28 protein-coding genes and 1 riboswitch are annotated in these 26,252 nt (G+C 70.1%); of the genes, 15 read left to right on the top strand and 13 right to left on the bottom strand.

Going from position 1 to position 26,252, the window contains the following annotated elements:
• The first annotated feature begins 9 nt into the window (after nt 1-9).
• Nucleotides 10-1,428, top strand: coding sequence for a PTS transporter subunit EIIC (locus tag OG504_RS29880; protein WP_405992566.1), 1,419 nt, complete (start codon nt 10-12; stop codon nt 1,426-1,428).
• On the opposite strand, the gene OG504_RS29875 is transcribed toward OG504_RS29880, so the two are convergent.
• Nucleotides 1,406-2,548: an acyl-CoA dehydrogenase family protein gene (locus tag OG504_RS29875; RefSeq protein ID WP_405992565.1), complete on the bottom strand. Its 1,143-nt coding sequence runs from the start codon at nt 2,546-2,548 to the stop codon at nt 1,406-1,408. The genes OG504_RS29880 and OG504_RS29875 overlap by 23 nt on opposite strands.
• An 88-nt stretch (nt 2,549-2,636) precedes the next feature.
• Here OG504_RS29875 and OG504_RS29870 point away from each other — a divergent pair, with 88 nt between their 5' ends.
• Both OG504_RS29870 and OG504_RS29865 read left to right on the top strand, forming a co-directional pair.
• Nucleotides 2,637-3,674 carry an AraC family transcriptional regulator gene (locus OG504_RS29870; RefSeq protein ID WP_405992564.1) on the top strand — a complete coding sequence of 346 codons (1,038 nt, stop codon included), beginning with the start codon at nt 2,637-2,639 and terminating at the stop codon, nt 3,672-3,674.
• An 89-nt stretch (nt 3,675-3,763) separates the two neighbouring features.
• Nucleotides 3,764-4,669: a TIGR03620 family F420-dependent LLM class oxidoreductase gene (locus tag OG504_RS29865; protein ID WP_405992563.1), complete on the top strand. Its 906-nt coding sequence runs from the start codon at nt 3,764-3,766 to the stop codon at nt 4,667-4,669.
• 83 nt (nt 4,670-4,752) lie between these two features.
• On the opposite strand, the gene OG504_RS29860 is transcribed toward OG504_RS29865, so the two are convergent.
• Nucleotides 4,753-5,421 carry a class I SAM-dependent methyltransferase gene (locus tag OG504_RS29860; protein ID WP_405992562.1) on the bottom strand — a complete coding sequence of 223 codons (669 nt, stop codon included), beginning with the start codon at nt 5,419-5,421 and terminating at the stop codon, nt 4,753-4,755.
• A 320-nt stretch (nt 5,422-5,741) separates the two neighbouring features.
• Nucleotides 5,742-6,134, bottom strand: coding sequence for a hypothetical protein (locus OG504_RS29855; RefSeq protein ID WP_405992561.1), 393 nt, complete (start codon nt 6,132-6,134; stop codon nt 5,742-5,744).
• 113 nt (nt 6,135-6,247) lie between these two features.
• Here OG504_RS29855 and OG504_RS29850 point away from each other — a divergent pair, with 113 nt between their 5' ends.
• The 7 genes from OG504_RS29850 to OG504_RS29820 all read left to right on the top strand — a co-directional run bounded on the left by OG504_RS29850 (nt 6,248) and on the right by OG504_RS29820 (nt 9,811).
• On the top strand, nt 6,248-7,090 hold the full coding sequence (locus tag OG504_RS29850; RefSeq protein ID WP_405992560.1) for a Scr1 family TA system antitoxin-like transcriptional regulator: 843 nt from the start codon (nt 6,248-6,250) through the stop codon (nt 7,088-7,090).
• Entirely contained in the window at nt 7,071-7,337 is a 267-nt protein-coding gene (locus OG504_RS29845) for a DUF397 domain-containing protein (RefSeq protein ID WP_405992559.1), read from the top strand. The genes OG504_RS29850 and OG504_RS29845 overlap by 20 nt, the downstream gene beginning before the upstream one ends.
• 59 nt (nt 7,338-7,396) lie before the next feature.
• The gene (locus OG504_RS29840) at nt 7,397-7,660 is read left to right on the top strand and encodes a DUF397 domain-containing protein (protein ID WP_405992558.1); all 264 of its coding nucleotides are present in this window, start codon (nt 7,397-7,399) and stop codon (nt 7,658-7,660) included.
• A gap of 41 nt (nt 7,661-7,701) precedes the next feature.
• Nucleotides 7,702-8,019 carry a helix-turn-helix domain-containing protein gene (locus OG504_RS29835; protein ID WP_405992557.1) on the top strand — a complete coding sequence of 106 codons (318 nt, stop codon included), beginning with the start codon at nt 7,702-7,704 and terminating at the stop codon, nt 8,017-8,019.
• Between the two features lie 125 nt (nt 8,020-8,144).
• Nucleotides 8,145-8,798, top strand: a complete 654-nt coding sequence (locus tag OG504_RS29830) for an SCO4225 family membrane protein (protein ID WP_405992556.1) — start codon at nt 8,145-8,147, stop codon at nt 8,796-8,798.
• A gap of 31 nt (nt 8,799-8,829) precedes the next feature.
• Entirely contained in the window at nt 8,830-9,396 is a 567-nt protein-coding gene (locus tag OG504_RS29825; protein ID WP_405992555.1) for a hypothetical protein, read from the top strand.
• Between the two features lie 31 nt (nt 9,397-9,427).
• Entirely contained in the window at nt 9,428-9,811 is a 384-nt protein-coding gene (locus OG504_RS29820; protein WP_405992554.1) for a hypothetical protein, read from the top strand.
• Here OG504_RS29820 and OG504_RS29815 read toward each other — a convergent pair.
• From OG504_RS29815 to thrC, 6 genes are all read right to left on the bottom strand, one after another.
• The gene (locus OG504_RS29815) at nt 9,808-10,707 is read right to left on the bottom strand and encodes a metallophosphoesterase family protein (RefSeq protein ID WP_405992553.1); all 900 of its coding nucleotides are present in this window, start codon (nt 10,705-10,707) and stop codon (nt 9,808-9,810) included. The two genes, OG504_RS29820 and OG504_RS29815, sit on opposite strands and share 4 nt — an antisense overlap.
• A 167-nt stretch (nt 10,708-10,874) precedes the next feature.
• The gene (locus OG504_RS29810; protein WP_405992552.1) at nt 10,875-12,005 is read right to left on the bottom strand and encodes an NADH:flavin oxidoreductase; all 1,131 of its coding nucleotides are present in this window, start codon (nt 12,003-12,005) and stop codon (nt 10,875-10,877) included.
• A gap of 234 nt (nt 12,006-12,239) precedes the next feature.
• Nucleotides 12,240-13,868 (bottom strand): chaperonin GroEL, encoded by a 1,629-nt coding sequence (groL, locus tag OG504_RS29805; RefSeq protein ID WP_033281228.1) that lies wholly within the window; start codon nt 13,866-13,868, stop codon nt 12,240-12,242.
• A gap of 340 nt (nt 13,869-14,208) precedes the next feature.
• Entirely contained in the window at nt 14,209-14,415 is a 207-nt protein-coding gene (locus tag OG504_RS29800) for a cold-shock protein (protein ID WP_007493268.1), read from the bottom strand.
• A 431-nt stretch (nt 14,416-14,846) separates the two neighbouring features.
• A complete protein-coding gene (locus OG504_RS29795; protein WP_328682262.1) occupies nt 14,847-15,122 on the bottom strand; it encodes a MoaD/ThiS family protein in 276 nt (91 codons plus the stop codon).
• A 93-nt stretch (nt 15,123-15,215) separates the two neighbouring features.
• Nucleotides 15,216-16,520: a threonine synthase gene (thrC, locus tag OG504_RS29790; protein ID WP_405992551.1), complete on the bottom strand. Its 1,305-nt coding sequence runs from the start codon at nt 16,518-16,520 to the stop codon at nt 15,216-15,218.
• A 15-nt stretch (nt 16,521-16,535) separates the two neighbouring features.
• Nucleotides 16,536-16,682, bottom strand: a riboswitch (SAM riboswitch).
• 190 nt (nt 16,683-16,872) lie between these two features.
• Between thrC and OG504_RS29785 the strand changes: the two genes are divergently transcribed.
• On the top strand, nt 16,873-17,817 hold the full coding sequence (locus OG504_RS29785) for a glucosyl-3-phosphoglycerate synthase (RefSeq protein ID WP_033281231.1): 945 nt from the start codon (nt 16,873-16,875) through the stop codon (nt 17,815-17,817).
• A gap of 105 nt (nt 17,818-17,922) precedes the next feature.
• Nucleotides 17,923-19,329, top strand: a complete 1,407-nt coding sequence (locus OG504_RS29780; protein ID WP_405992550.1) for a trehalose-6-phosphate synthase — start codon at nt 17,923-17,925, stop codon at nt 19,327-19,329.
• Between the two features lie 79 nt (nt 19,330-19,408).
• On the opposite strand, the gene otsB is transcribed toward OG504_RS29780, so the two are convergent.
• Genes otsB through OG504_RS29765 form a run of 3 tightly spaced genes read right to left on the bottom strand, consistent with a single transcriptional unit; the run spans nt 19,409 to nt 21,865 of the window.
• Nucleotides 19,409-20,272 (bottom strand): trehalose-phosphatase, encoded by an 864-nt coding sequence (otsB, locus tag OG504_RS29775; RefSeq protein WP_405992549.1) that lies wholly within the window; start codon nt 20,270-20,272, stop codon nt 19,409-19,411.
• 43 nt (nt 20,273-20,315) lie between these two features.
• Entirely contained in the window at nt 20,316-20,567 is a 252-nt protein-coding gene (locus OG504_RS29770) for a DUF3263 domain-containing protein (protein WP_405992548.1), read from the bottom strand.
• Between the two features lie 53 nt (nt 20,568-20,620).
• Nucleotides 20,621-21,865: an ABC transporter substrate-binding protein gene (locus tag OG504_RS29765; RefSeq protein WP_405992547.1), complete on the bottom strand. Its 1,245-nt coding sequence runs from the start codon at nt 21,863-21,865 to the stop codon at nt 20,621-20,623.
• Nucleotides 21,866-21,996: 131 nt separating this feature from the next.
• On the opposite strand from OG504_RS29765, the gene OG504_RS29760 reads away from it, so the two are divergent.
• From OG504_RS29760 to OG504_RS29750, 3 genes are all read left to right on the top strand, one after another.
• Nucleotides 21,997-22,941 (top strand): ROK family protein, encoded by a 945-nt coding sequence (locus OG504_RS29760; RefSeq protein WP_405992546.1) that lies wholly within the window; start codon nt 21,997-21,999, stop codon nt 22,939-22,941.
• Nucleotides 22,941-24,152: an N-acetylglucosamine-6-phosphate deacetylase gene (nagA, locus tag OG504_RS29755; protein WP_405992545.1), complete on the top strand. Its 1,212-nt coding sequence runs from the start codon at nt 22,941-22,943 to the stop codon at nt 24,150-24,152. Before OG504_RS29760 ends, nagA begins: the two co-directional genes overlap by 1 nt.
• Before the next feature lie 117 nt (nt 24,153-24,269).
• The gene (locus OG504_RS29750) at nt 24,270-25,202 is read left to right on the top strand and encodes a 1-phosphofructokinase family hexose kinase (RefSeq protein ID WP_405992544.1); all 933 of its coding nucleotides are present in this window, start codon (nt 24,270-24,272) and stop codon (nt 25,200-25,202) included.
• 1 nt (nt 25,203) lies between these two features.
• Here OG504_RS29750 and OG504_RS29745 read toward each other — a convergent pair whose 3' ends face one another.
• The gene (locus OG504_RS29745; RefSeq protein WP_405992543.1) at nt 25,204-26,166 is read right to left on the bottom strand and encodes a carbohydrate-binding protein; all 963 of its coding nucleotides are present in this window, start codon (nt 26,164-26,166) and stop codon (nt 25,204-25,206) included.
• Nucleotides 26,167-26,252: the final 86 nt, after the last annotated feature.

The following is a 26,252-nucleotide window of genomic DNA, read 5'->3' as shown; positions in this document are numbered from 1 at the left end:
GCTCGGAGGGTGAACACCTCGCCCTCGCCCACCGCCACCGCCGCCGCCCTCCTCCCCCTAGTCGGCGGCCCCGCGAACGTCACCTCCGTCGCCCACTGCATGACCCGCCTCCGGCTCGGCCTGGCCGACCGTTCGCTGGTGGACGAGGAGGCGCTGCGGGCGCTGCCCGGCGTGCTCGGGGTCGTGGACGACGACACGTACCAGATCGTACTGGGGCCGGGGGTGGTGGCGCGGGTGACTCCGGAGTTCGAGAAGTTGGTGGGGAGCGCGGGTGAACTGGCCGCGCGGGGCGCCGAGTTGAAGGAGGAGCAGCGGGCGCGCAACGCCACCCCCGGCAAGCTGCTCCTCCGCCGCGTCGCCAACATCTTCGTGCCCCTCATCCCCGCCCTCATCGGCTGCGGAGTGCTGGCAGGCCTCAACGGGCTGCTGATCAACATGGGTTGGCTCCCGGGGGTGACCGGCGCCCTCGCCGTCATCCCCTCCGCGTTTCTCACCCTCATCGCGGTCTTCGTCGGTTACAACACGGCGAAGGAGTTCGGTGGGACACCGGTGCTGGGCGGGGCGGTGGCGGCGGTCGTGGTGTACCCCGGGGTCGCGAAGGTGACCGCCTTCGGGGTCGCCCTCTCCCCCGGCCAGGGCGGAGTACTGGGCGCACTGGCCGCCGCGCTCCTCGGCACGTACGTCGAGAAGTGGTGCCGCACCTGGGTCCCCGCGACCCTCGACGTCCTCGTCACCCCCACCCTGACCGTCCTGATCGCGGGCCTGGCGACGCTCTACGGACTCATGTACGCGGCCGGTGAGATCTCCACCGCCATCGGCACCGCCGCGAACTGGCTCCTGTCCACCACCGGCCCCTTCGCGGGCCTGATCCTCGGTGGCCTGTTCCTCCCCCTGGTGATGCTCGGCCTGCACCAGGCACTCATCCCCATCCACACCACCCTCATCGAACAGCAGGGCTACACCGTCCTGTTGCCCCTCCTGGCCATGGCGGGCGCGGGCCAGGTCGGTGCGGCGGTGGCGGTGTACTTCCGTATGCGCCACGACACTTCACTCCGTACGACCATCAAGTCGGCGCTCCCCGCAGGGTTGTTGGGCGTCGGCGAGCCGCTCATCTACGGCGTCTCGCTCCCCCTGGGCCGACCGTTCCTGACCGCCTGCGCGGGCGGGGCGGCGGGCGGGGCGTTCGTCGGGTTCTTCGCGATGCTGGGCGACAAGGTGGGGGCGACGGCGATCGGACCGTCGGGGTGGGCGCTGTTTCCGTTGCTGGCGGGGAACAGGGGGCTGGGGATGACGGTGGCGATCTACGGCGGCGGCCTGCTCACCGGCTACCTGGTCGGGTTCCTGGCCACGTACGCCTTCGGCCTCACCCACCGGGACCAAGTCGCCCGGAACAGCGGCGAGTTGGTCACAGATCCATCGCGCGACTGATGATCTCCTTCATGATCTCGGACGTCCCGCCGTAGATCCGCTGGACGCGCGCGTCGGCGTACCGGCGGCAGATCACGGACTCCCACATGTAGCCGTATCCGCCGAACATCTGCAGGCAGTCGTCGACGACCCGGCCCTGGAGTTCGGTGGTGACGAGCTTCGCCTCGGCGGCCTCGTCGGCGGTGAGGGTGCCCTGGTTGTACGCGAGGACGCAGGCGTCGACGAAGGCCTGGGCGGAGGTGATCCTGGCCCGCATCTCGGCCAGCCGGAAGCGGGTGTCCTGGAATCGCGCCAACGGCCGTCCGAACGCGGTGCGTTGCTTGGTGTAGGCGACCGTCTCCCGCAGCGCGGCCCCGGCATGGGCCACCGCACCCATGGCGACAACCAGCCGTTCCAGGGCGAACTGCCGCATCAGCAGGGCGAATCCCTGCTCCGGATCGCCGAGCACGTCGGCGTCCGGGACATGGACGTCGTCGAAGAACAGCTCGGCGGTGTCCGAGGTCCGCAGGCCGAGCTTCTCCAGCTTGCGGCCCCGCGTGAAACCAGGGGCGCCCGCGGGCACGAGGAACAGGCCGATCGAGTGACCCTCGCCGGTGCGGGCGGCGACGATGACGAGGTCGGCGTTGACGCCGCTGGAGATGAACGTCTTGGCCCCGTTGAGCAGCCAGCCGTCCCCGCCCGGGGCCCGTACCGCCTGGGTACGGATGGCGGCCACGTCCGAACCGGTCCCGGGCTCGGTGATCGCGATGGCGACCAGCGCCTCGCCGGAGACCGCGCGGGTGAGATGCCGGCTCTTCTGGTCCTCGGTGCCGAACTCGGCCAGATACGGGGCGACGATGCCGGAATGCAGCGGAACCGCGAAGCCGGACTCGGCGGCGTCGGCCAGTTCCTCGATCGCGATCTGCTCGTACCGCAGATCGGCCAGGCCCAGTCCGCCGTAGGCGGGATCGGCCCACGGGCAGAGCAGGTTCTGTGCGCCGGCGAGCCGCCAGACGTCCTTTCCCACGATCCCCTCGCGCTCCCAGCCGGCCTGCCTCGGCACGATCTCGTGCTCGACGAAGCCGCGCCAGGCCGTCCGGTAGGCGTCGTGGGCCTCGTCGAAATATCCGTTTCTGATCACGGGCCGACGGTAGGCGCGCGGCACGGCGGGCCGTCATGACCGCAGCGCTCACGGTCGTTGACCTGTGTGTCCCGTACGATCGGCGCTCATGGCCAGGCCTCCCGCGTACAGCGCTCCGACCCGCTCGGTCGCCATCCACCACGTACGGGCCGCGCTGCGCGGAGCCGAGCGGCACGGCCTGGACATCACCGCACTCCTCGAACAGGCCGCCGTACCACCGGAGTTGCTGGACGTCCCACTCGCCCGGGTGTCACCGCAGCAGTTCGCCCGGCTCACGAAGGCGGTGTGGGAGGCACTCGACGACGAGTTCCAGGGCCTCGGGCCGCACCCCCTCAAGGTGGGCACCTTCGCGATGATGTGCCACGCGGTGGTGCACTGCAGCCCCGACCTCCGGACCGCGATCAACCGCAGCAGCACCTTCTACGGCCTCTTCCCCGGCGGCCCCCGCTTCCAACTGGAAGAGGGGGCAGGCGAGTTGGAACAGCGGGCGGCGCTCGTCTTCGACCTCACCGCCTTCGACGACCCCGACCACTACCTCGCCGAGTCCGCCACCGTCGTCGCCCACCGCTTCGCCGGCTGGCTGATCCGCCGCCGGATCACCCTCACCCGGGTCGAGTTCAGCCACCCGGCACCACCCCACGTGCTCGAATACGACCTCCTCTACGGCGCCCCGTGCACCTTCCGGGCCCCGCGCACCGCCCTCGTCTTCGACCGCGCCCTGCTCGAACTGCCTGTGCTCCAGGACGAGTTGGGGCTGCGCGCGTTTCTCCGTCGCGCCCCCGGGGACGTACTCGCCCGCCTGGACTACGGCAGCACCGCCGCCGCCCAGGTCCGCCGACTGCTCGGGCAGTCGCTGCCGGACCGGATGCCGGACCCCGAGGACATCGCGGCCCGGCTGGCGGTGAGCGCGCAGACCCTGCGGCGGCGGCTGGCGGCGGAGGGGACCTCGTTCCAGCGGATCCGCGATCAGCTGCGGCGCGATGTGGCCATCGCGGCGCTGGCCACGGGCACGGTCTCCATCGAGGACATCTCGCGGCGGCTGGGCTTCTCCGAGCCGAGCGCCTTCCACCGCGCGTTCAAACGCTGGACAGGTTCCGCGCCCCGCTCCTACCAGCCCGGCGACTGAACCACCGCCCCTCTTGCGAACGCCCGGGTCAAGGACCTTGAGCAGCACGGTCACGGCAACCGCCCCGCCCCTCCCCTTACTGTCCCCGCATGACAGTGGTGGAAGAAGCGGGACTCGGCCGCGTGGGGATCTGGACCGCGAGCCTGGATGCCGTGCCCCCGGCGGCGGGCGGAGAGATCGCGGCCGAGCTGGAGGAACAGGGCTGGGGCACGTTGTGGTTCGGCGAGGCGTACGGCCGGGAGGCGTTCAGCCAGGCGGGGCTGCTGCTCGCCGCCACCTCACGCATGCGCGTGGCGACCGGCATCGCCAACATCTGGGCACGTGACGCGGTCGCGGCGAACGCGGCGTCCCGCACGCTGTCAGCGGCGTACGGCGGCCGGTTCGTGCTCGGACTCGGGGTCAGCCACCGGCCGTTGGTGGAGCGGGTGCGCGGGGGGAATTACGGCAAGCCCGTCGCCGCCATGCGCGAGTACCTGACGGCGATGGCGGGCGCGACCTTCTACGCCGCCGAGGCCGACGCACCCCGGCCGCCCGTCCTGATCGCCGCGCTCGGCCCCCGGATGCTGGAGACGGCCCGCGAACTCGCCGACGGCAGCCACCCGTACCTGGTGACACCGGCCCAGACCGCCGAGGTACGGGCGGCTCTCGGCCCGGACAGGATCGTGGCCGTCGAGATGGGCGCCGTACTCACCAAGGACCGCGAGACCGCACTGCGCCGGGCCCACGCCCACCTGGACATCTACACCGGCCTGCCCAACTACCGCAACAACTGGCTGCGGGCCGGCTTCGACGAGACGGATCTGGTCCGCGGCGGCTCCGACCGGCTGGCCGAGTCGCTCGTGGCGTGGGGTGACGAGACGGCGATCCTCGACCGGGTGCGCGAGCATCTCGCCGCGGGAGCCGACCATGTCTGCGTGCAGGCCCTGATGGAGTCGCCGTTCGAGGTACCGACGGAACCGTGGCGGGAGCTGGCGCCCGCGCTCGTGGGCGCATAGCGATGGCGCGCCGCCGGGCCCACCAGTGCCTGGAGCGGCTGCCGTTGACCCTCTCGACCAGGTGGCGCATCGGGTGGACGGAATCATGCCAGGGGTGCCCGCCACACCAGCGTGTACCGCCAGAACAGCCACCGCCGTGGCCGGACCCGCGGCAGGACGCGGATCGCCTCGCGGCGGATCTCCGCGAAGGTCATCTCCGGCGGCCGGGTGACGGCGGTCATGGCCACCGGGCGGGACGCGGCCCTACGGTCCCGGTTCTTCGCCCAGCCCACGACGAGGTTCAGGGCGACGGAGACGAGGCCGAGGGCGTCGTCGACGGCATCCGCCTCGCGGGCGCAGCCGACCACCACGAGGGTTCCGCCCGGGGCGAGTTGGTCCCGGAAGCGGGTCAGCGTCTCGGTGAACGGGAGGTGGTGGAGGGCGGCGACGCAGGTGATGACGTCGTAGGGGCCGACGGGGATTCCGGCCCGGGCGTCGACGACGGTGAAGCCCGCGGGGACACCGGTCGGGGTCAACTCCCTTGCCCTGGCGATGATTTGGGGATCGGAGTCGATGCCCTCCACACCACCCGTACTCCTCACGGCAAGCAGCCGCACCAGGTCCCCGCTCCCACAACCCACGTCCAGGGCCCGCCCGAACCTGCGGGGCAACTGCCGTAGCAGCCAAGGGTGGTAGTGGGCGTTGTGGCTCCAAGGGTGGGCGGAGTTGAAGGATTCCAGGGCGCGGAGGAGGCGGGGCGGGATCAGGGGCATGGGGCCAGTCGATCACGGCGGCCGGCTCGAGACGGCCGGCTCAGGGCAGGCGGCTCGGGACGGGTGGCTCGGGACGGGTGGCTCGGGACGGGTGGCTCGGGACGGGTGGCTCGGGACGGGTGGCTCGGGACGGGTGGCTCGGGACGGGTGGCTCGGGACGGGTGGCTCGGGACGGGTGGCTCAGCGCAGGTGGCCCAGGGCAGGTGGCCCAGGGCAGGCGGCTCAGCGCAGGTGGCCCAGGGCAGGCGGCCCAGGGCAGGCGGCCCAGGGCAGGCGGCCCAGGGCAGGCGGCCCAGGGCAGGCGGCTCAGGGCAGGCGGCTCAGGGCAGGCGGGCTTCGCGGTTCCGCTCCCGGACCCTCGCCCGCAGTACTTCCTCCTGCCCGGCGGGTCCCGTCGACTCCGGTGGGCAGTCCCACTCCCGGCCCCCGCCGACCGGCCTCAACTGCACGTTGCCGCCCACGTGTCCCATCACCTCGCCGACCCGGCCGTCCCGTACGTCCACGGCGTACGCCCCGACCGGGGGCCGTTCGCCGCGCAGTACGGAGGCCAGCTTCTCGGCGGTACGGACGTTGCAGCGCCCCAGCGTGACCAGCGCGAACTTCTCGTCGCTCGCACCCGTCACCGGGTCCGCGCACAGGGACGGCAGGACGACACCGACATCGGTGAGCGCCTCCCGCAACGTGGCGACGACTTCTTCCGTCGATCGCAGCATGCCTTGCACCTCCACACAGAGTTTGCTGTTCGCAACACAGCGTGGTGGCAACGTGTCTAACCTGGCCATACGGGGAGTCCCAACAAACTCGGGTGTTAGGACAGGGAGTTGCTGTGGCAGGACAGAAAGACCTCGACCCGTCGTCGTCACCACGCGCCCTGCTCGGTGCCGAACTCCGGCACGCCCGCGAGAAAGCGGGGCTGAGCCAGGACGAGCTGGGGCAACGGCTGTTCGTGAGCGGGTCGTTCATCGGGCAGTTGGAGGCGGGGACGCGGCGGATGTTGCCGGAGTATGCGCGGATGCTGGACCTGGAGTTGGGCACGGGTGACTTCTTCACCCGGAACTGTGGAGCGGCGGCCAAGTCCAAGTACCCCGAGCACTTCGCGGAGGCTGCGGAGGCGGAAGCCTCGGCGACGGAGATCAGGCAGTACTCGACCATGCTCATTCCCGGGTTGCTCCAGACGCCCGAGTACGCACGGGCCGTGTTCCGCGCCTATCAGCCCACGGCAACGGACGACGTGATCGAGGAACTCGTGACCGCCCGGATCGAGCGGACGCAACTCCTCGACGACCCAACGGCACCGCTGTTGTGGGCAATTGTTGACGAGGCCGCGCTGCGCCGGGTGTCGGGCGGACCTGCGGTCATGGCAGCAGCGCTGCACCACGTCGCCGACCTGATGCGCCGGAACCGGGTCATCGTGCAGGTGCTGCCGTTCGACGCGGGGGCGCACCCGGCCATGCAGGGCTCCATCAAGCTCATGGACTTCGAGGACGCCCCGCCACTGGTCTACTTCGAAGGTGTCGGCACCGGACGCCTGGAGGACGACCCGAGCACCGTCAGGCACCACCGCCTCACCTACGAACTCCTCGCTGCCTGCGCGCTCTCCCCCGAGAAGTCCCTGGCCTTGATCGAGGCGATGGCGCAGGATTACGAGCATGTCGAACAGCACCCCTGAACCCGACCTGCGCACGGCCACCTGGCACAAGTCCAGCTACAGCGGCGGCAGCGGCGGGGACTGCCTTGAAATAGCTCGCTGGCGTAAGTCGACGCACAGCGGCGGCGACGGCGGCGACTGCCTGGAAGTCGCCGACGGCCACCCCGCCCTCGTCCCCGTCCGGGACTCCAAGAACCCCCTCGGCCCGAAACTCGTCTTCCGGGCCGCCACATGGTCCACGTTCGTCGAAGACCTCAAGCACGCCTGACCCCGGCGCATCACTCCATGCGGTGACCGTTTCCCAACACCCCCGCGGAGAGGGCGCCCATGAGGAACAACCCTGAACTCGACCTGAGCACGGCCACTTGGTACAAGTCCAGCTACAGCGGCGGAGGCGGCGGCAACTGCCTCGAAGTCGCCCGCTGGCGCAAGTCAACGCACAGCGGCGGCAGCGGCGACAACTGCCTGGAAGTCGCCGACGGCCACCCCGCCCTCGTCCCCGTCCGCGATTCCAAGAACCCCCTCGGCCCGAAACTCATCTTCCAGACCGCCGCATGGTCCACGTTCGTCGAAGACCTCAAGCACGCCTGACATCAAGGTCACCGGCTGCGTACCGCTGGAGGAGACACGCGATGAGCCATGCCCGCTGGAGGCCGGCCGAGGACTACACCGAATCCCCCGAGGTCGCCGCCGAGCGCGCGGAGATCCGGCTGGCCATGGCCTTCGCCAAGGCCGTGTACGACCGCCGGGTGGAACTGGGGCTGACCCAGACACAGCTCGCAGAACGTGCCGGGCTGACACAGGCGAAGATCTCCCGCCTCGAAGGCGCCGACACCATGCCGACCCTCCCCCTGCTGCGCCGCCTGACCCTGGCCCTGAACGCCTCACTGAACATCGCCCTCGACGACAACCACGAGGAAGTCACGTTCACCGCCCACCCGGCAGCTTGAGGGACGGCGGGAGGTGAGTCCTTCCGCCCCTCCCGCTGAGTACCGGTACTCATGTCCTAACGCGCCCCCCGGTCCACCGTTGTCCTCACCGACCCGGACCGACCGACGCGAAGGACGACACCTCGATGCCGCAGACCTCCCGCCCGCGCCGACTCCTCGCCCTCGCCACGGACAACTGGCCGGCCCGGGCCTACCTGGCCGTCGTGGGCGCCTCGGTCGCGGTGATGTTCGTGGCCCCGGAAAGCCCCGTCGCCGCAGGCCCGTTGATCCTCACGGCGCCCCTCTCCCTCCTGAGCGTGATCCTGCCCTTCGGCCCCGGCACCGAGGGGTCACAACAAGCGCTGGCGGTCGGCTCCTGGACGGTATGGCTACTGCTCTGCGCCCTCGTGAACGCCGCCGTACTCGGCGCCCTCGCGAAGAGATCTACGACGACGACAACCACGGCACCTCCCACCCGCACCAGCGCCCGCACCCACGCTCGCCTACGCACCCTGCTCGCCCCCGCCGTGGACAACTGGCCCGCGCGGGCATACCTCGCCGTGGTCGCGGCCTCGCTGGCCTTCTTCCTCTGCGCCGACCACATCCTGGCGGACCCGACATTCGCCGGACTCTGGCCGCTGATGGCCACGGCACCGGCCGGCTTCCTCGCCTTCCTCCTGCCGACGTCGAGCCCACTGGCCTTCGCCGCCGCCACGGCCCTGTGCGGGCTGGCCAACGCCGTACTGCTCGGCCGCCTCGCCCGCACGCTCCGGCCACGGGAGGGACACCCGGCCGTCTGAAGAGCCAAACCCGGCTATGGTCGAAAGAACCATGAACCACGCCCAGCAAACCGCCCTAGGCCGTGCCCTCCGCCTCCTCGGCGAGCACGGCGAGGCCCTGACGTCCGACACCCCCGACGGCAAGCTCCACGAGGTCAAGGCCGACCTCAAGCGCGCCCTGGACCTGCTGGACGACAGCGTCAGCGGCGCCGCGCCGACCACCCGCTGCCCGGAGCACCCGAACGGCCCGGTCGACGAGAGCGCGCCCGACCTCTGCCTGCTCTGCGAGACCCGCCGCCGCTCGGCCCGCCGCTCCGAGTTCAACGGCCCCGCCGTGCCCCGGCCCACCGACACCACACCCTCCCGCTACGGCGTCCGCGAGGACCGCCCGCAGGCCCAGCAGCGCTGGCTCCCCGAACTGTGGAACGGCCAGGCCTGGCTGCTCTGCGGCACCCCGCGCCGCGACCGCCACGAGGCCGAGCTGTACATCAACGCCGCGCGCCGAGGCTCCCGCCCGGCGATGGCGTACCGCCTCGTGCACGAGTTCACGGACTACGAGGTGCTGCGGGTCTGGGGCACCCCGGTGCACGTGGACATCGAGCCCCTGGGGAACCTCTGACGTGGGTCCGTTGGCGTGGAGCACGGATGTGGTGAGCGGGCTCAGGTGGTGGCAGCGGGTGGTGCTGGTCGTGTGCCTGTGCGCGCTCGCGCTGCCGTTGTGGTTCGCCGCGAGGAACGTCCACCGGTTCATCGACGGTGACCGGACGATCACGGAAGGGTACGTCCACTGCGCGTCGAACGACCGGTGCGAGGGCACCTGGAGCCTGCCCGGCGGACAGCGGGGGCGCGGGGAGATAGCGGGGTTGGCCTTCGAGTACGACGAGGAACAGGTGACGGGCATACGGCTCTACGCCGGCGGGGACTGGGCCGTGACCGACCGCTCCGACCTGGCCTTCCACGCGGCCTACGAGCTCGCCGGCGCCGCGATCGGCGCGGCCCTGATCGCCTCGGTCGCCTGGTTCAAGTCCCGCTAGCCGTCCGGCTGTTCCCGCTCCCGCTCCCGTTCGATGACCAACCGGGTCTGCTCCGCGTCCAGTTGGTACACCGTCTCGTGTGCCCGTGGATCGCGCGCGTGGAAGGTGTGGAACATCGGCCCGGTCTCCCCGCCCAGCTCCACCAGCGACGCCGAAGCCCCGCGCACCGCCCGCTCCGTACCGGGCGCGGTGGTCAGGTCGATCCGGTTGACGACACCGGGCGTGACCCACACCGGCGCCGCCTCCAGGAAGCCGAAGAGCTGGAGGTGGAAGTGCCCGGTGAGGACGACCCGCACGTCACTCCCCCGGATCGCGTCCGCCAGCTCCCCGGGATTCCGCAACCCGAAGGCCTGTTGGGTCGGTACGTCGAGGGCGATCGGCGGATGATGGAAGGCGAGGACGGTCCCGCTCCCGAACGGCGTGCTCAACTCCTCCTTCAGCCAGTCCAGTTGGGCCCCGCTCAGCCGCCCGTACACCTTCCCCGGCACCAGCGAGTCGAGCGTGATGAACCGATACCCGCCCACGTCACTCACGGCCGCGCACGCGAACTCCACGGGAAACACGGCGGACACGACCCGGTCCGTGCCGTCGGCGGCCAGGTGCCCGCTCCCCAACACCTTCCCGAACGCCTCGCGTTCGTCATGGTTCCCGGTCGTGTAGAAGACCGGCACCCCACCCATCCTCCGCGCGAAGCCTCCGACCAGCTCCCGTACGGCCGCATACGCCTCCACCGCCCCGTCATTGGCGAGGTCCCCGGTGACGACGATCGCGTCCAGCCCGCGCTGATGCCGCAGTTCGGCCAGCATCAGCCGCAGGGAGTCGGTCGCGTTGAACCCGTGCCGGTTGGGGGCGTCGGTGCGCTCCAGGTGGGTGTCGGACAGGTGCAGGATCCTCATGTTCGGGAACGCTAGCCCGAGTTGGGGGGCGGCGGACAGGGGACGGGGCTTGACCCTCTAGGGGAGTTTGAGGACGAGGCCCCTTCAGGGCCGATGGGGGTCTGGGGGCGCAGCCCCCAGGGACGGCACCCCCACCGACCCGCACCCACAACTCAGCTCAGCTCAGCTCAGCTCAGCGAGCGCAGCGCCGCCGCGTCATACGGCGCCAGCTCCTCCACCCGCCCGGCAAGGACCTTCGCAGCCCACTCGGGGTCTTGGAGAAGCGCGCGGCCCACCGCGACCATGTCGAACTCGTCCCGCTCCAGACTGTCGAGGAGGTCGTCGATGCCCTTGACCGGAGCCCCCTCGCCCCGGAACCCCTTGAGGAAGTCCCCGTCGAGGCCGACCGACCCGACCGTGATGGTCTGCTTACCGGTGAGCTTCTTGGTCCAGCCGGCGAGGTTGAGGTCGGAGCCGGTGTCCTCGAACTCGGGGAGCCAGTAACGGCGGGTCGAGGCGTGGAAGACGTCAACACCCGCCGCCGCCAGCGGAGTCAGGATCGCCTCCAGCTCCTCCGGGGTCTCCGCCAGGCGGGCCCCGTAGACGTCCTGCTTCCACTGCGAGTAACGGAAGATGATCGGGAACTCGGGGGACACGGTCTCGCGGACCGCCGCCACGATCTCCGCCGCGAACTTCGTACGGGCGACCGCGTCACCGCCGTAGGCGTCCGTACGACGGTTGGTGCCCGCGTACAGGAACTGGTCGAGGAGGTACCCGTGCGCCCCGTGCAGCTCGACCCCGTCGAAGCCGATCCGCTCCGCCGCGGCCGCCGCCTCGGCGAACGCGCCGATCACGTCGTCCAGGTCCCGCTGCGTCATCGCCTTGCCGGTGACCTCGTCGCTGCCGATCCGCAGCCCGGACGGGCCGACGGCGGGCGCGTCCGCGTACGGCGGCTGGCCCTGCTCGCGGACCATGCCGATGTGCCACAGCTGCGGCACGATCGTGCCGCCCGCCGCGTGCACGCCCTCGGCGACCTTCGCCCAGCCCGCGAGCTGCTCCGCGCCGTGGAAGCGCGGGATGTCGTCGCTCTGCCCGGCCGAGTCGTGACCGACGTAGGTGCCCTCGGTGACGATGAGGCCCACGCCCGCGGCGGCCCGGCGCGCGTAGTACGACACCACGTCCTCACCGGGGATGCCGCCCGGCGAGAACTGCCGGGTCATCGGCGCCATCACGATCCGGTTCGGGACGGTCAGGCCGTTGAGGGTGATCGGACGGCCGAGGATGTCGGCCGCTCGGGAGGCGGGGGCGGTCGTAGACACGTGTGGGGGCTCCTCAGGATTACCGGGGATCAGGCACCAGGTACCGGACGGTATGTGCGTATGCATCGATCATGCGTCAACGACAACCTCCCGGCCAAGCCCCTCATTCCACCCACCCGGCACCCCACCCTGTGATCCCGGCCACGCCGACCCCGGACACGCCCGAGGGCGATACCCCCCTGTCGGAACAGGAAGTACCGCCCTCGGTAAGACCGTTGATCAACCAGAGGTCGATCAGAAGTCCATGTCACCGCCCGGCATGCCGCCACCGGCGCCCGCGCCGGCACCGGCCTTCTCGGGCTTGTCGGCGATGACGGCCTCGGTGGTGAGGAACAGCGCGGCGATGGACGCGGCGTTCTGCAGGGCAGAGCGCGTGACCTTCGCCGGGTCGATGATGCCCTCGGCGATCATGTCCACGTACTCACCGGACGCGGCGTTGAGGCCGTGACCGATGGGCAGGTTGCGGACCTTCTCGACGACGACTCCGCCTTCGAGACCACCGTTGACGGCGATCTGCTTCAGCGGGGCCTCGAGCGCCAGCTTGACGATCGCGGCACCGGTGGCCTCGTCACCCTCGAGCTCGAGCTTCTCGAAGACGTGGCCCGCCTGGATGAGCGCGACGCCGCCACCGGCGACGATGCCCTCCTCGACGGCCGCCTTCGCGTTGCGAACGGCGTCCTCGATGCGGTGCTTGCGCTCCTTGAGCTCGACCTCGGTGGCCGCGCCCGCCTTGATGACGGCGACGCCGCCGGCGAGCTTGGCGAGGCGCTCCTGGAGCTTCTCGCGGTCGTAGTCCGAGTCGCTGTTCTCGATCTCGGCGCGGATCTGGTTGACGCGACCGGCAACCTGGTCCGCCGAGCCCGAGCCGTCGACGATCGTCGTCTCGTCCTTGGTGATGACGACCTTGCGGGCGCGGCCGAGGAGATCCACGGTCGCGTTCTCCAGCTTGAGGCCGACCTCCTCGGAGATGACCTCGCCGCCCGTGAGGATGGCGATGTCGCCGAGCATGGCCTTTCGACGGTCACCGAAGCCCGGAGCCTTGACGGCGACGGACTTGAAGGTGCCGCGGATCTTGTTGACGACCAGCGTGGACAGGGCCTCGCCCTCGACGTCCTCGGCGATGATCAGCAGCGGCTTGCCCGACTGCATGACCTTCTCCAGGAGCGGGAGCAGGTCCTTGACGTTGGCGATCTTCGAGTTGGCGATCAGGATGTACGGGTCGTCGAGGACGGCCTCCATACGCTCCATGTCGGTGGCGAAGTACGCCGAGATGTAGCCCTTGTCGAAGCGCATACCCTCGGTGAGCTCGAGCTCGAGCCCGAAGGTCTGGGACTCCTCGACGGTGATGACGCCTTCCTTGCCGACCTTGTCCATCGCCTCGGCGATGAGCTCGCCGATCTGGGTGTCGGCGGCGGAGATGGAGGCCGTGGAAGCGATCTGCTCCTTGGTCTCCACGTCCTTGGCCTGCTCCAGCAGGGCACCGGAGACGGCCTCGACGGCCTTCTCGATACCGCGCTTGAGGGCCATCGGGTTGGCGCCCGCGGCTACGTTGCGCAGACCCTCCTTGACGAGGGCCTGGGCGAGGACGGTCGCGGTGGTCGTACCGTCACCGGCGACGTCGTCCGTCTTCTTGGCGACTTCCTTGACCAGCTCTGCGCCGATCTTCTCGTACGGGTCCTCGAGCTCGATCTCCTTGGCGATGGAAACACCATCGTTGGTGATCGTGGGGGCGCCCCACTTCTTCTCGAGGACGACGTTGCGGCCCTTGGGGCCAAGGGTGACCTTGACGGCGTCGGCGAGCTGGTTCATCCCGCGCTCGAGACCGCGCCGTGCCTCCTCGTCGAACGCGATGATCTTGGCCATGTGAAGTGGTCCTCCCGGACTGGGGTGGATTGCTCCGGACCGCGCTGGCGCCCGCGACGGACGGCCTGCCTGCCCCGTGGTTCCTTGCACCACCTGGCCTGCGGGCCTCACCGACCCGGTCCTTCGTTATCACTCTCACCTTCAGAGTGCTAACGCCAATGATTAGCACTCGGCATGGTCGAGTGCAAGCGGCTCCCAGGTTCTGGGCCCCTCCTTCGCGGGGCGCGCGAGGTGCGCACGGGGCATGCCGAAGGGCCCGTACCCCAGGAGGTGACCCCCCAGGAGTACGAGCCCTTCGGTGAGGAACGAAGAACGTCGCTGCTGTTCGTCGGCGCGTGCTTCAGCCGGTCGCGAGCCGGACCATGTCCGCCTGCGGCCCCTTCTGACCCTGCGAGATCTCGAAATCGACCCGCTGACCCTCTTCCAGGGTGCGGTAGCCGTCCATCTGAATCGCGCTGTAGTGGACGAAAACATCCGCACCACCGTCGACCGCGATGAAGCCGTACCCCTTCTCCGCGTTGAACCATTTGACGGTGCCCTGAGCCATGCCTAACTCCCCTATTACTGGCCCTTGCACGGACCCGCACTTCGCGGATCCGGGTCAGACCTCACCCCCCACAGGATTGGGGGCGTGCGCCGGAACGCGTCGACCGCGGCCGAATGTATCCGTCCAACTGCCGTCTGCAACAGGTCAATCCGACGAGAATTCCGGGCAGGACCGGTCGGGAATATACGGAGAATTCGTCCGACTTCAGGGCAAGTCGGGCCCGATAAAGGGAACATAACGCGCAAAAGGAATGCACACTTTGGCTACTTCTCATCGCACGCGGAGCGGGTACTCATATGCGTCCGGCATGCGGAGTGGAGCGGGTTCCCCAACTGTACCCCGCTCAACCCTACAGAATTGCCCCCTCCGCTTCTCTCACGGAGGGGGCAATTCGATGAACTCTTGGTAATCGGCGTTACCGAGGGTAATTATCAGCCGCCGGCGACGGCCGGAATGATCGAGACGCCGGCCCCGTCCGGAGTGGCCGTCTCCAGCCCCTGCTCGAACCGCACATCGTCATCATTCACGTACACGTTGACGAACCGCCGCAACTTGCCCTGATCGTCCAGGACCCGGGCGGAGATCCCGGTGTGGTTCTTCTCCAGGTCGCTGATGACCTCGGCGAGGGTCGCACCCTCAGCGGTGACTTCGGCCTGCCCGCCGGTGTACGTGCGCAGGATGGTGGGGATACGGACGGAAACGCTCATGCTCAGGACCTCCGGTCAGGTACGGCTTTTGTCTTTTAGGGGCGCGGGGAACTGCGCGACCAGCCCCCACGGGCCCGCAGACGAAGAACGACGCTAGGACGCAAGCCCAGCTTCCCTGAACGACTCAAGACTCGGCCGGATCGTCGCGGTGAGCCCCGTACCGGCAACCGCATCCAACGTCTTGAGACCGTCGCCCGTGTTGAGGACCACCGTCGTCAGGGTCGGATCCAACAGCCCGTTCTCGATCAGCTTCTTCGCCACACCCACGGTCACCCCACCCGCGGTCTCCGCAAAGATCCCCTCGGTCCGCGCAAGCAACTTGATCGCGTCGACGACCTGCTCATCGTTGACGTCCTCGACAGCCCCACCGGTCCGCCGAGCGATGTCGAGCACGTAGGGCCCGTCCGCCGGGTTCCCGATCGCCAGCGACTTCGCGATCGTGTTCGGCTTCTGCGGCCGTACGACGTCGTGCCCGGCCTTGTAGGCGACGGAGACCGGCGAACACCCTTCCGCCTGCGCCCCGAAGATCTTGTACGGCTTGTCCTCGACGAGCCCGAGCTTGATCAGCTCCTGGAGCCCCTTGTCGATCTTCGTGAGCTGCGACCCGGAGGCGATCGGCACGACGAGCTGGTCCGGAAGCCTCCACCCCAGCTGCTCGCAGATCTCGTAGGCGAGGGTCTTGGAGCCCTCCGCGTAGTACGGCCGGAGGTTGACGTTGACGAACCCCCAGCCCTCGCCCGCCGGGTCACCGATCAGCTCGGAGCAGAAGCGGTTCACGTCGTCGTAGTTGCCCTCGATGCCGACGAGCTCGCCGCCGTAGATCGCGGCCATGACGACCTTGCCCTGCTCCAGGTCGTGCGGGATGAACACGCAGGAGCGGAAGCCGGCCCGCGCGGCGGCGGCACCGACCGCGCCCGCGAGGTTGCCGGTGGAGGAGCAGGAGAGGGTGGTGAAGTTGAACGCGCGGGCGGCCTCGATGGCCTGGGCCACGACGCGGTCCTTGAAGGAGTGCGTCGGGTTGCCGGAGTCGTCCTTGACGAACAACTTGCCCGCGTCGACGCCCAGTTCGCGGGCGAGGTTGTCGGCCTGGACGAGCTTGGTCCAGCCGGGGTTGATGTTCGGCTTGTCGGCCACGTCGGCGGGGACGGGCAGCAGGGGCGCGTACCGCCAGATGTTCGCGGGGCCCGCTTCGATCTGCTTGCGGAGCTCTTCGGTGTCGTAGGCCGAGAAGTCGTAGGCGATCTCCAGCGGGCCGAAACACTCCTCGCAGGCGAAGACCGGACCGAGCGGGACGCGGTGGCCGCACTCGCGGCAGGACAGCGCGGCGGCGGGGCCGAGATCGACGGAGTCGGCGGAGTTCGCGGAGTTCGTGGTGCTTGCAACAGTCTGCGCAGCCATGGAGGCGAGGCCCTTTCCTCATCTTCCTCACGACGCATTTCGCCATGAGACGGATTTGGCACCTTCCCGAGCCGGGAGCCTCGCCACATCAACGTGACAAGACCGGCTGGAGGGTTGCCGGGGCTTCAACGGGCCGTATCCCTCTGCCCCTCTGGATGAGCGGTGTTCAGTTGTGTATGCGGTTGTGTCACTTGCGTGAGCGTTGACGGCCCCCGACATGCGATGGTCATCAGCGTTGTTCAAGACTGTAACCGAAGGCCAGGACAGTTGAGTGAGCCGTCCGAACCGCGAGACGGATCACCTACACAGGGTGATCGCCTCTCGCCGAGAGAACGCAGAGGAGCCGCGCAACGTGCTGAAGGAAGTCGAGCACTGGCTGAGCACCCGCTCCTGGTCCATGACCGACCGGCCGCTCCACAAGATCCTGGCCGCGAAGCACCGCACGGGCCAGTCGGTCTCCGTCGTGCTGCCCGCGCTGAACGAGGAAGCGACGGTCGGCGAGATCGTCGCGATCATCCGTCACGACCTCATGCAGCAGGTCCCGCTCGTCGACGAGATCGTCGTCGTCGACTCCGGGTCCACCGACCGCACCTCCGAGGTGGCCGCCGCGGCGGGCGCCCGGGTCGTGCACCGTGACGACATCCTGCCCCGCATCCCCGCCGTGCCCGGCAAGGGCGAGGTGCTGTGGCGCTCGCTGCTGGTGACGAGCGGCGACATCGTCGCGTTCATCGACGCGGACCTGAAGGAGTTCTCCTCGGACTTCGTCACCGGGATCGTGGGCCCGCTGCTCACCGACCCCGGGGTCGACCTCGTCAAGGCGATGTACGACCGCCCGCTCGGCGGCGCGGCCGGACAGGGCGGACGCGTCACCGAGCTGATGGCCCGCCCGCTGCTGAACATGCACTGGCCGCAGCTGGCCGGTTTCGTGCAGCCGCTCGGCGGCGAGTACGCGGCCCGCCGCTCGCTGCTGGAGCAGTTGCCGTTCCCGGTCGGCTACGGCGTCGAACTGGGCATGCTGGTCGACGCGCTGCACCTGGTGGGCCTCGACGCCCTCGCCCAGGTCGACGTCGGGGTGCGCAAGCACCGCCACCAGGACGGGCAGGCCCTGGGCCGGATGGCCGCGCAGATCTACCGCACGGCTCAGCTGCGGCTGGCCCGAGGGCATCTGATCCGGCCGTCGCTCACCCAGTTCGAGCGAGGTCCGGACGGCTTCGAGCCGCGCACGTACTCCGTGGACACGGAGGAACGCCCGCCGATGGCGGACATCACCGAGTACCAGTCACGCAAGGTCGCATAACCGCACGGTTACAGACGCTCACGGACGGTCGTATACGGACTCGTACAGTCCGCCGACGGCCGTCCGTACGTTTGAGCGTTTCCGGGCCGGGCTAGGTTGTGCCGTATGGCTTCTACGTCGTCCCCCTCGCCCGCGTCCGGTGCCGCTCAGGTGCTCGTCGCGTCCAATCGCGGCCCGGTTTCGTACGAGGTGGGCGACGACGGTTCGCTGCGCGCCAAGCGAGGTGGCGGCGGGCTGGTGTCCGGACTGTCGGCGATCGGCCCGGACGCGGGTGCGCTGTGGGTGTGCTCGGCACTGTCCGACGGCGACCGCGAGGCCGTGCGGCGCGGGGTCGGCGAGGACGGCGTGCGGATGCTGGACATCCCGGCGGACGTGCACGCCGACGCGTACAACGGCATCGCCAACTCCGTGCTGTGGTTCGTCCACCACATGCTGTACCAGACCCCGCTGGAGCCGGTCTTCGACGCGGAGTTCCGGCGCCAGTGGGCGTCGTACGAGGCCTACAACCGGGCGTTCGCCCAGGCCCTGGCGGAGGAGGCGGCCGAGGGTGCCGTCGCGATCGTGCAGGACTACCACCTGTGCCTGGTGCCGGGGATGCTGCGGGAGTTGCGGCCGGACCTGCGGATCGGCCACTTCTCGCACACGCCGTGGGCGCCGGTGGACTACTTCCGGATGCTGCCGGACGACATCCGCGAGCAACTGCTCACCGGCATGCTCGGCGCGGACCGCCTCGGCTTCCTCACCCACCGCTGGGCGGACGCGTTCACGGCCTGCTGTACGGAGTTCACGGGCGGCCCGGGTGACACCCGGATCGGCGTCCACGGCCTGGGCGCCGACGCCGACTTCCTCCGCGCCCGCTCCCACGAGCCGGACGTGGAGGAGCGGATCGTGGCTCTCCGGGAGGAGATCGGCCAGGGCCGCAGGACCATCGTCCGCGTCGACCGCACCGAACTCTCCAAGAACATCGTGCGCGGGCTGCTGGCGTACCGCCAACTCCTCGACGACCACCCGGAGTTGCTGGAACAGGTCGTCCATGTGGCGTTCGCCTACCCGTCCCGGCAGGACCTGGCCGTCTACCGCGACTACACGGCCGAGGTGCAGCGGGTGGCCGACGAGATCAACTCCCAGTACGGGACGCCCGGTTGGACCCCGGTCGTGCTGCACGTCAAGGACGACTTCGCCCGCTCCCTGGCCGCATACCGCCTCGCCGACGTCGCCCTCGTGAACCCCATCCGCGACGGCATGAACCTCGTCGCCAAGGAGGTCCCGGTCGTCTCCGACGAGGGCTGCGTCCTGGTCCTGTCCCGGGAGGCGGGCGCCTACGAGGAGTTGGGCGAGGACACGATCCCGGTCAACCCGTACGACGTGATCGGCACGGCCGCGGCCCTGCACGAGGCGTTGACCATGCCGGCCGGGGAACGGGCCGAGCGCACGAAGCGACTCACCGCCGCGGCCACGGCTCTCCCGCCGGCCCAGTGGTTCCTGGAACAACTGAACGCGCTCCAGAGCTGAGCGCCGAGGGACCTTCTCTGAAAAAGTGTGACACTTTTCGAGAAAGTGTCACACTTTTTCAGAACAGCCCCGGTCCCCCTCAGCCCAGCTGAGCCGCGAGCGCCGACAGCAGTTCTACGACCCCTGCCGCGCCGTCCACCACCAGGTCCGCGCGTTCCCGCAGCTCCGTGACCTCGTCGCTGCCGCTGCACACGAGCAGCCCGGGGACGCCGTCCGAGCGGAGTTTCTCGACGGCGGCGAACGCGGGGAGGTCGCCGAGGTCGTCGCCGGCGTAGAGGACGGACTCGGCGCCGGTCTCGCGGAGGTACTCGGTGAGCGCGACGCCCTTGTCCATGCCGGGCGGCCTCAACTCCAGGACCATGCGGCCGGGTTCGACGATCAGGCCGTTGCGGGTGGCGAGGTCGGTGAGGGGGGCGCGGAGGGCTTCGAAGGCCGCCTGGGGGTCGGTCGCCCGGCGGGTGTGGACCGCGAGGGCTCGGCCCTTCTCCTCGATCCAGGTGCCCTGCCAGGCGCCGATCCGGTCGAGGAAGCCCGGGAGTTCGGCGCGGACCGCCGCGACCCCGGGGTGCGGGGCGGGGGCGCTGACCGTACTGCTCACCGCGTCCCAGCGTTCCGTGCCGTAGTGGCCGAGCACGACCAGGTGTTCCAGGCCGGGGACGCCCGCGAAGCCGCCGTTGCGGACCGCGACGCCGGCCGGGCGGCCGGTGATCACGGCGACGGACGCGACCTTCGGGGCGAGGGCGGCGAGCGCCGGTACCGCGCCGGGGTGGGCGCGGGCCTGCTCGGGGTCCGGGACGATCGGGGCGAGTGTGCCGTCGAAGTCGAGGCCGATCACCGCGGAGGCCGGTTTGGCGAGGATGGCCTCCAGAGCCTCGCGTCCGGCGCGGGTGACGGGGGTCGGCAGTGCGTGCAGGGGATCGGTGGAGTCCTGAGGGCTGCCCATGCCGACGACCCTATCCGGGCGGGGCCGGGACCCACACCTGCTGCTACCTCTCCGTACGCCTCGTTTCGCGGACCCGTCTCAGCCTGTTCACCGTCACCGGGTCGTGGGCCAGCGCCCGCTCGTCGTCCAGCAGGGCGTTGAGCAGCTGGTAGTAGCGCACGGGGGCCAGGCCCAGCTCCTCGCGGATCGCGCGCTCCTTCACGCCGGGGCCGGGGAAGCCGCGGCGCTCCAGCGCGAGGATGTCCTGTTCCCTCCGGTTCAGCGAAGGGAGCCGCGAGGGCCGGTCGTCGTCCATGCCCTGAACCGTAGACCCCGTCACTGACAACGCCCCCGGACGCTGCTCGGCCCCTACTTCCCGCTCTCCGCCAGCGACGCCGCCGCCTGCAGCTGCCCCAGCACCGACCCCGGGCTGCCGTTCGCGGCCACCGCCTGCCCTATCCGCTTCTTGATGTCCGCGCTGACCGTGGCCCAGGAGGTGTTGCCGACCGGGTAGAGCGTGGAGAGCGGGAGTTCCTCCAGGAAGGGGCGCAGGTCCTTGTCCTGCTGGGACTCCTGCATCGCCTCGGAGGCGGAGTTGGTCACCGGGAGGAGGTCGTACTCGCGGGAGAAGGCGAGGACGTTCTTCTCGCTGTAGACGAAGTCGAGGAAGTCGCCGATCTGCTCGCGGTGGCCGTTCTGCTTGAAGGCGGCCATCCAGTCGGCGACGCCCATCGTGGTCTTGGCCTTGCCGTTGCGGCCGGGCATCGCGACCGTGCCGAACTTGACGCCCTTCTTGGCGGCCTGCTGCATGAGGGTGGGGTGCCCGTTGAGCATGCCGACGTCACCGTTCGCGAAGGCGGCGAACGCGTCCGCGCGGTTGAGCTTGGCCGGTGCCACGGGCCCGGTCAGGCCCTTGGCGACCAGGTTGTCGCGCAGCCAGGTGAAGGTGGAGATGTTCGCCGTGGAGTCGAGGGTGTACGTGCCGATGTCGTCGGTGTAGCCACCGCCCCCGCCGAGCAGCCACTGCATAGTCTCGGCCTGCGCCTCCTCGGACCCGAGCGGCAGCGCGAACGGGTACTTCACGCCCTTCTCCTTCAGCGCCTCCGCGTCGGCGGCCAGCTCGCTCCAGTCCTTCGGCGGGGTGAGCCCGGCCTCGGTGAAGAGGGTCTTGTTGTAGAAGAGGACGCGCGTGGACGCGGCGAACGGCATGCCGTACTGGATGTGGTTCACCTGCCCCGCGTCCAGCAGCGGCTCCATGAAATCGGCCTCTACGGGGATGGAGAGCAGGTCGGCGGTGGAGTACAGCCTGCCCGCGTCGGCGTAGTCCGCGTACGCGCCGATCTGCGCCATGTCGGGCGCCCTGCCGGCCGCGACCATCTCCTTGACCTTGCGGTCGACGTCGTTCCAGGAGTAGACGCTGACCTCGACCTTGACGTTCGCGTGCTTCGCCTCGTACGCCTTGACGATTCCGTCCCAGTATTTCTGCGAACTGTTGGACGCGGAGTCGCCGTAGTCCGCCGCGACCAGTCTCAGGGTGACCTCACCCGAGTCATCGCCGAGGCCACAGCCACCGAGGACCGCCGTCATGCCCAGTGCGGACACCACCGCGATCATTCCTGTCCTACGCCGCTGCACCGCTGAATCCCCAACCTTTGCTGTCGTGACGTTCGCTCTGCGAACCCATAAGGTCTACACCACGTGAGTGGACTAGACCTCTCGCGGGTGTACGGGCCACACTGTCCCCCGTGAGACATGTCATCGCCCTCGACGTGGGCGGCACCGGGATGAAGGCCGCCCTGGTAGGGGCGGAGGGCGAGCTGCTGCACCGGGCCCGCCGGGCGACCGGCCGCGAGCGCGGTCCGGACGCGGTCGTCGAGCACATCCTCGGCTTCGCCGCCGAGCTGCGCGCGTACGGCGAGGAGCACTACGGCGAGCCCGCGGCGGCGGCCGGCGTCGCCGTCCCCGGCATCGTCGACGCCGAGCGCGGCATCGCCGCCTACTCGGCCAACCTCGGCTGGCGCGACGTACCCCTGCGCGACCTGCTGGCGGCCCGGCTCGGCGACGTCCCGGTAGCCCTGGGCCACGACGTCCGCACCGGCGGCCTCGCGGAAGGCCGCATCGGCGCGGGCAAGGGCGCCGACCGGTTTCTCTTCGTCCCCCTGGGCACCGGCATAGCGGGCGCGATCGGCATCGACGGCCGGGTGGAGGCGGGCGCGCACGGCTTCGCGGGCGAGATCGGCCACATCGTCGTACGGCCGGGCGGCACGCCGTGTCCCTGCGGCCAGGTCGGCTGCCTGGAGCGCTACGCCTCGGCGGCGGCGGTGACGGAGGCGTGGGCGACCGTCTCCGGCGCTCCGGACGCCGACGCGGCGGACTGCGCGAAGGCGGTCGCCTCCGGGGACCCCCGCGCGGAAAAGGTCTGGCAGGAAGCCGTGGACGCCCTCGCCGACGGCCTCGTCACCGCCCTCACCCTCCTGGACCCCCGCACGATCATCATCGGTGGCGGCCTGGCGGAGGCGGGGGAAGTCTTGTTCACACCCCTACGGGAGGCGGTCCGGACCCGGATCACCTTCCAGAAGCTGCCGTCGATCGTCCCCGCGGCCCTCGGAGACACCGCCGGATGTCTAGGTGCAGGCCTACTGGCCTGGGACCTCCTCAACCACACCGACCGTACGGAGGTAACCACCTGATGGCAGCCGACCCAGGGGCGCGGGGAACTGCGCGACAAGCCACGACGCACCCGCAGCCCGCAACCGGTACAAGGCCCCTCATCCTGTCCGGCGCCACAGTGGTCCTGCCCACCGGAACGGTCAAAGACGGCCGAGTGATCATCGACGGCACCCGCATCACCGGCGCCGCCCCCGAGAACGCCCAGGTACTCGACGTCACCGGCTACACACTGGTCCCGGGATTCGTAGACATCCACAACCACGGAGGCGGGGGCGCCTCGTTCACCTCCGGCACCCCCGAAGACGTCCTCAACGGCATCCACACCCACCGCCAACACGGCACCACCACCCTGGTCGCCTCCACCGTCACCGGCGACATGGACTTCCTCGCCCAACGCGCAGGCCTTCTCTCCGAGTTGGCCGAGCAGGGCGACCTCGCCGGCATCCACTTCGAGGGCCCGTTCATCTCCCCGTGCCGCAAGGGCGCCCACTCCGAGGCGCTGCTCCGCGACCCCGACCCCGCGGACGTCCGCAAGCTGGTCGACGCGGCCCGCGGCCAGGCGAAGATGGTCACCCTCGCGACCGAACTCCCCGGCGGCCTCGACTCCGTACGCCTCCTCACCGAACACGGCGTCATCGCGGCGATCGGCCACACCGACGCGTCGTACGAGCAGACGGTGGAGGCGATCGACGCGGGCGCGACCGTCGCCACGCACCTCTTCAACGCGATGCCGCCGCTCGGTCACCGCGACCCCGGTCCGATCGCGGCGCTGCTGGAAGACGAGCGCATCACGGTCGAGTTGATCAACGACGGTACGCATCTGCACCCGGCGGCACTGGAGTTGGCGTTCCACCATGCCGGTGCCGAGCGGGTGGCGTTCATCACGGACGCGATGGACGCGGCGGGCTTCGGTGACGGCCGTTACATGCTCGGCCCACTGGAGGTCGAGGTCAGCGAGGGCGTGGCACGGCTGGTGGAGGGCGGTTCGATCGCGGGCTCGACCCTCACCCTGGACCGGGCCTTCAAGCGCTCGGTGACGGTCGACCGGCTGCCGGTCGAGGACGTGGTCGCCGCGATCTCGGCCAACCCGGCGCGACTGCTGGGGAGTTACGACGAGATCGGCTCGCTGGAGCCGGGCAAGTACGCGGACCTGGTGCTGCTGGACTCCGCGTTCGACCTCAAGGGCGTGATGCGGCGCGGTACTTGGGTGGTCGATCCCCAACTGGACTGAAATGTACTGCTGTTGAGGCGGCGATCGTCCCGGGACACTGGGCCGGCAGCCGCCTCTTTGGCATGATCGAGCCCGAACCGGACGGCGGATACACACACTTCGGGGGAGGTCGGCCCGGTGATCCTCACGGTGACGCTGAACACCGCTCTCGACATCACCTACCGGGTACGGGAGTTGCGACCGCACGCTTCGCACCGGGTGTCCGAGGTGACGGAACGCCCCGGCGGCAAAGGCCTGAACGTGGCCCGGGTCCTGGCCGCCCTGGGCCACGAGGTGACGGTGACGGGCTTCACGGGCGGCGCGACCGGACGTATCGTCCAGGACCAACTCACGGGCATTCCAGGCGTGTTGGACGCACTCGTCCCGGTCTCCGGCGCGACCCGCCGCACGATAGCGGTGGTGGACGACCGCACCGGCGACACGACTCAACTCAACGAGCCCGGCCCGACGGTCACTTCGGCGGAGTGGACGGCCTTCCAGGAGGCGTACGAGTCCCTGTTGACCGGCGGAATCTCGGCAGTGGCCCTGTGCGGAAGCCTGCCGCCCGGGCTACGGGTGGGCGCATACGCCGGCCTGATCCGCACCGCGCGAACAGCGGGCGTCCCGGTCCTCCTCGACACCAGCGGCGAACCCCTCCGCCGAGGAGTCGCCGCCCGCCCCGACATCCTCAAGCCCAACACCGACGAACTCGCCGAACTCACCGGCTCCCACGACCCGTTGCGCGCGACCCAGGACGCACGCCGCCGGGGCGCCCGCACGGTGGTCGCCTCCCTGGGCGCGAAAGGCCTCCTGGCAGCAACCCCGGAAGGCACCTGGCACGCGACACCCCCGTCCCGCATCCACGGCAACCCGACCGGCGCGGGCGACTCCGCGGTCGCGGGCCTGCTGTCGGGACTCGTGGAGCGGCTGCCCTGGCCGGACCGCCTGGCCCGAGCCGTAGCACTGTCGGCGGCGACCGTACTGGCGCCGGTGGCAGGCGAGTTCGACCGGGCGGCGTACGAGGAGCTGCTGGGGCGGGTCGCGGTGACGGGGGAGGTCAGCGCGGCCTAGGTCAGGCCTTGACCAGGTACAGCTGGTCGAAGTTGACGTCGCACTGGTTGCCCTGCTCGCAGGAGATCTTGACGGTGTTGGAGCCCTTGTTCAGCTGGACGGATGCCCAGGTCTCCGTCCAGCCCTTCTCGTAGTCACCCGCGGAGGCCTTCGCGAAGTTGCCCAGGTTGAGAGGACGGGTCTGGGCCGTGCCGTTGATCGTGAGCGTGGCGGTGGCGTCCTTGCCGGGCACGCCGTAGTTGACGTACAGCCGGTAGTTGCCGCTCTTCGCGAGGCCGCTCATGTTCCATGTCACGGACGCGCCCACCGCGTTGAACCCCGACACATAGACACCGCCGGCGGCCTTGGCGCCGTCGACGTCGGACGCCGTGACGGCGCCGCCGCCCAGCAGAAGGGCCTTGGCGTCGATCTTCGGCAGTTCCGCCTCGTCCCCGGCGCTGCTGCTCGGCGACGGACTCGACGAGGCGCTCGACGAAGCCGACGGCGTGGAGCCCGCCTGGTCGCCGGTCTTGTTGTCGTCGTTGCCGTTCATCATCGCGACGCTGATGCCGATGACGACCGCGGCGACGACCGCGATCGCGCCGATCAGGAGGCCCTTGGTGTTGGGGCCGCGGCCCCGGCCGTTGCCGCCGCCGTTGTTGTAGGACGGGGGCTGCTGGCCGGCCGGGGGGCCGCCGGGGAAGGTCTCCGGGGCCTGGTAGTGGGCGTTGGGCTGGGCGCCGTAGGGCTGCTGTTGCGGGACCGTCTGGCCGTAGGGCTGCTGGTACTGGGCGGTGGGGGCCGCGGGGGCCTGCTGGCCGCCGTACTGGCGCTCGCCCACCGGGCGCACTCGGTTGACCGAACCCGGGTAGCCGTAGCCACCGCCGGACGGCGGCTGGGCTCCGGCTGCCTGGCCGTCCTCGTACAGGTAGCCGAACGGGTCGTCGTCCTCGGGCGTGCTCGCGCCGTTGTTGCCGGGCGTCATCCCTAGGTACTCCTCAACAGGTGCGGGTGCAGATACGTCAGCTTCAGATGCGTCTTCGATACGTCTGGAGAACTGCGAGCCTACCC

This window comes from Streptomyces sp. NBC_00986 (assembly GCF_045162565.1).
Lineage (GTDB): Bacteria > Actinomycetota > Actinomycetes > Streptomycetales > Streptomycetaceae > Streptomyces.
Note: the sequence above shows the minus strand (reverse complement) of the source record. Positions and strands in the feature narration are given on the sequence as shown.

What these genes read in the sequence shown, in the direction of transcription:
- OG504_RS29870 (WP_405992564.1), top strand. Translation starts at nt 2,637, where the DNA reads ATGGCCAGGCCTCCCGCGTACAGCGCTCCGACCCGCTCGGTCGCCATC.
- OG504_RS29865 (WP_405992563.1), top strand. Translation starts at nt 3,764, where the DNA reads ATGACAGTGGTGGAAGAAGCGGGACTCGGCCGCGTGGGGATCTGGACC.
- OG504_RS29860 (WP_405992562.1), bottom strand. Translation starts at nt 5,421, where the DNA reads ATGCCCCTGATCCCGCCCCGCCTCCTCCGCGCCCTGGAATCCTTCAAC.
- OG504_RS29855 (WP_405992561.1), bottom strand. Translation starts at nt 6,134, where the DNA reads ATGCTGCGATCGACGGAAGAAGTCGTCGCCACGTTGCGGGAGGCGCTC.
- OG504_RS29845 (WP_405992559.1), top strand. Translation starts at nt 7,071, where the DNA reads ATGTCGAACAGCACCCCTGAACCCGACCTGCGCACGGCCACCTGGCAC.
- OG504_RS29840 (WP_405992558.1), top strand. Translation starts at nt 7,397, where the DNA reads ATGAGGAACAACCCTGAACTCGACCTGAGCACGGCCACTTGGTACAAG.
- OG504_RS29835 (WP_405992557.1), top strand. Translation starts at nt 7,702, where the DNA reads ATGAGCCATGCCCGCTGGAGGCCGGCCGAGGACTACACCGAATCCCCC.
- OG504_RS29830 (WP_405992556.1), top strand. Translation starts at nt 8,145, where the DNA reads ATGCCGCAGACCTCCCGCCCGCGCCGACTCCTCGCCCTCGCCACGGAC.
- OG504_RS29825 (WP_405992555.1), top strand. Translation starts at nt 8,830, where the DNA reads ATGAACCACGCCCAGCAAACCGCCCTAGGCCGTGCCCTCCGCCTCCTC.
- OG504_RS29815 (WP_405992553.1), bottom strand. Translation starts at nt 10,707, where the DNA reads ATGAGGATCCTGCACCTGTCCGACACCCACCTGGAGCGCACCGACGCC.
- groL (WP_033281228.1), bottom strand. Translation starts at nt 13,868, where the DNA reads ATGGCCAAGATCATCGCGTTCGACGAGGAGGCACGGCGCGGTCTCGAG.
- OG504_RS29800 (WP_007493268.1), bottom strand. Translation starts at nt 14,415, where the DNA reads ATGGCTCAGGGCACCGTCAAATGGTTCAACGCGGAGAAGGGGTACGGC.
- OG504_RS29795 (WP_328682262.1), bottom strand. Translation starts at nt 15,122, where the DNA reads ATGAGCGTTTCCGTCCGTATCCCCACCATCCTGCGCACGTACACCGGC.
- thrC (WP_405992551.1), bottom strand. Translation starts at nt 16,520, where the DNA reads ATGGCTGCGCAGACTGTTGCAAGCACCACGAACTCCGCGAACTCCGCC.
- OG504_RS29780 (WP_405992550.1), top strand. Translation starts at nt 17,923, where the DNA reads ATGGCTTCTACGTCGTCCCCCTCGCCCGCGTCCGGTGCCGCTCAGGTG.
- otsB (WP_405992549.1), bottom strand. Translation starts at nt 20,272, where the DNA reads ATGGGCAGCCCTCAGGACTCCACCGATCCCCTGCACGCACTGCCGACC.
- OG504_RS29770 (WP_405992548.1), bottom strand. Translation starts at nt 20,567, where the DNA reads ATGGACGACGACCGGCCCTCGCGGCTCCCTTCGCTGAACCGGAGGGAA.
- OG504_RS29765 (WP_405992547.1), bottom strand. Translation starts at nt 21,865, where the DNA reads ATGATCGCGGTGGTGTCCGCACTGGGCATGACGGCGGTCCTCGGTGGC.
- nagA (WP_405992545.1), top strand. Translation starts at nt 22,941, where the DNA reads ATGGCAGCCGACCCAGGGGCGCGGGGAACTGCGCGACAAGCCACGACG.
- OG504_RS29745 (WP_405992543.1), bottom strand. Translation starts at nt 26,166, where the DNA reads ATGACGCCCGGCAACAACGGCGCGAGCACGCCCGAGGACGACGACCCG.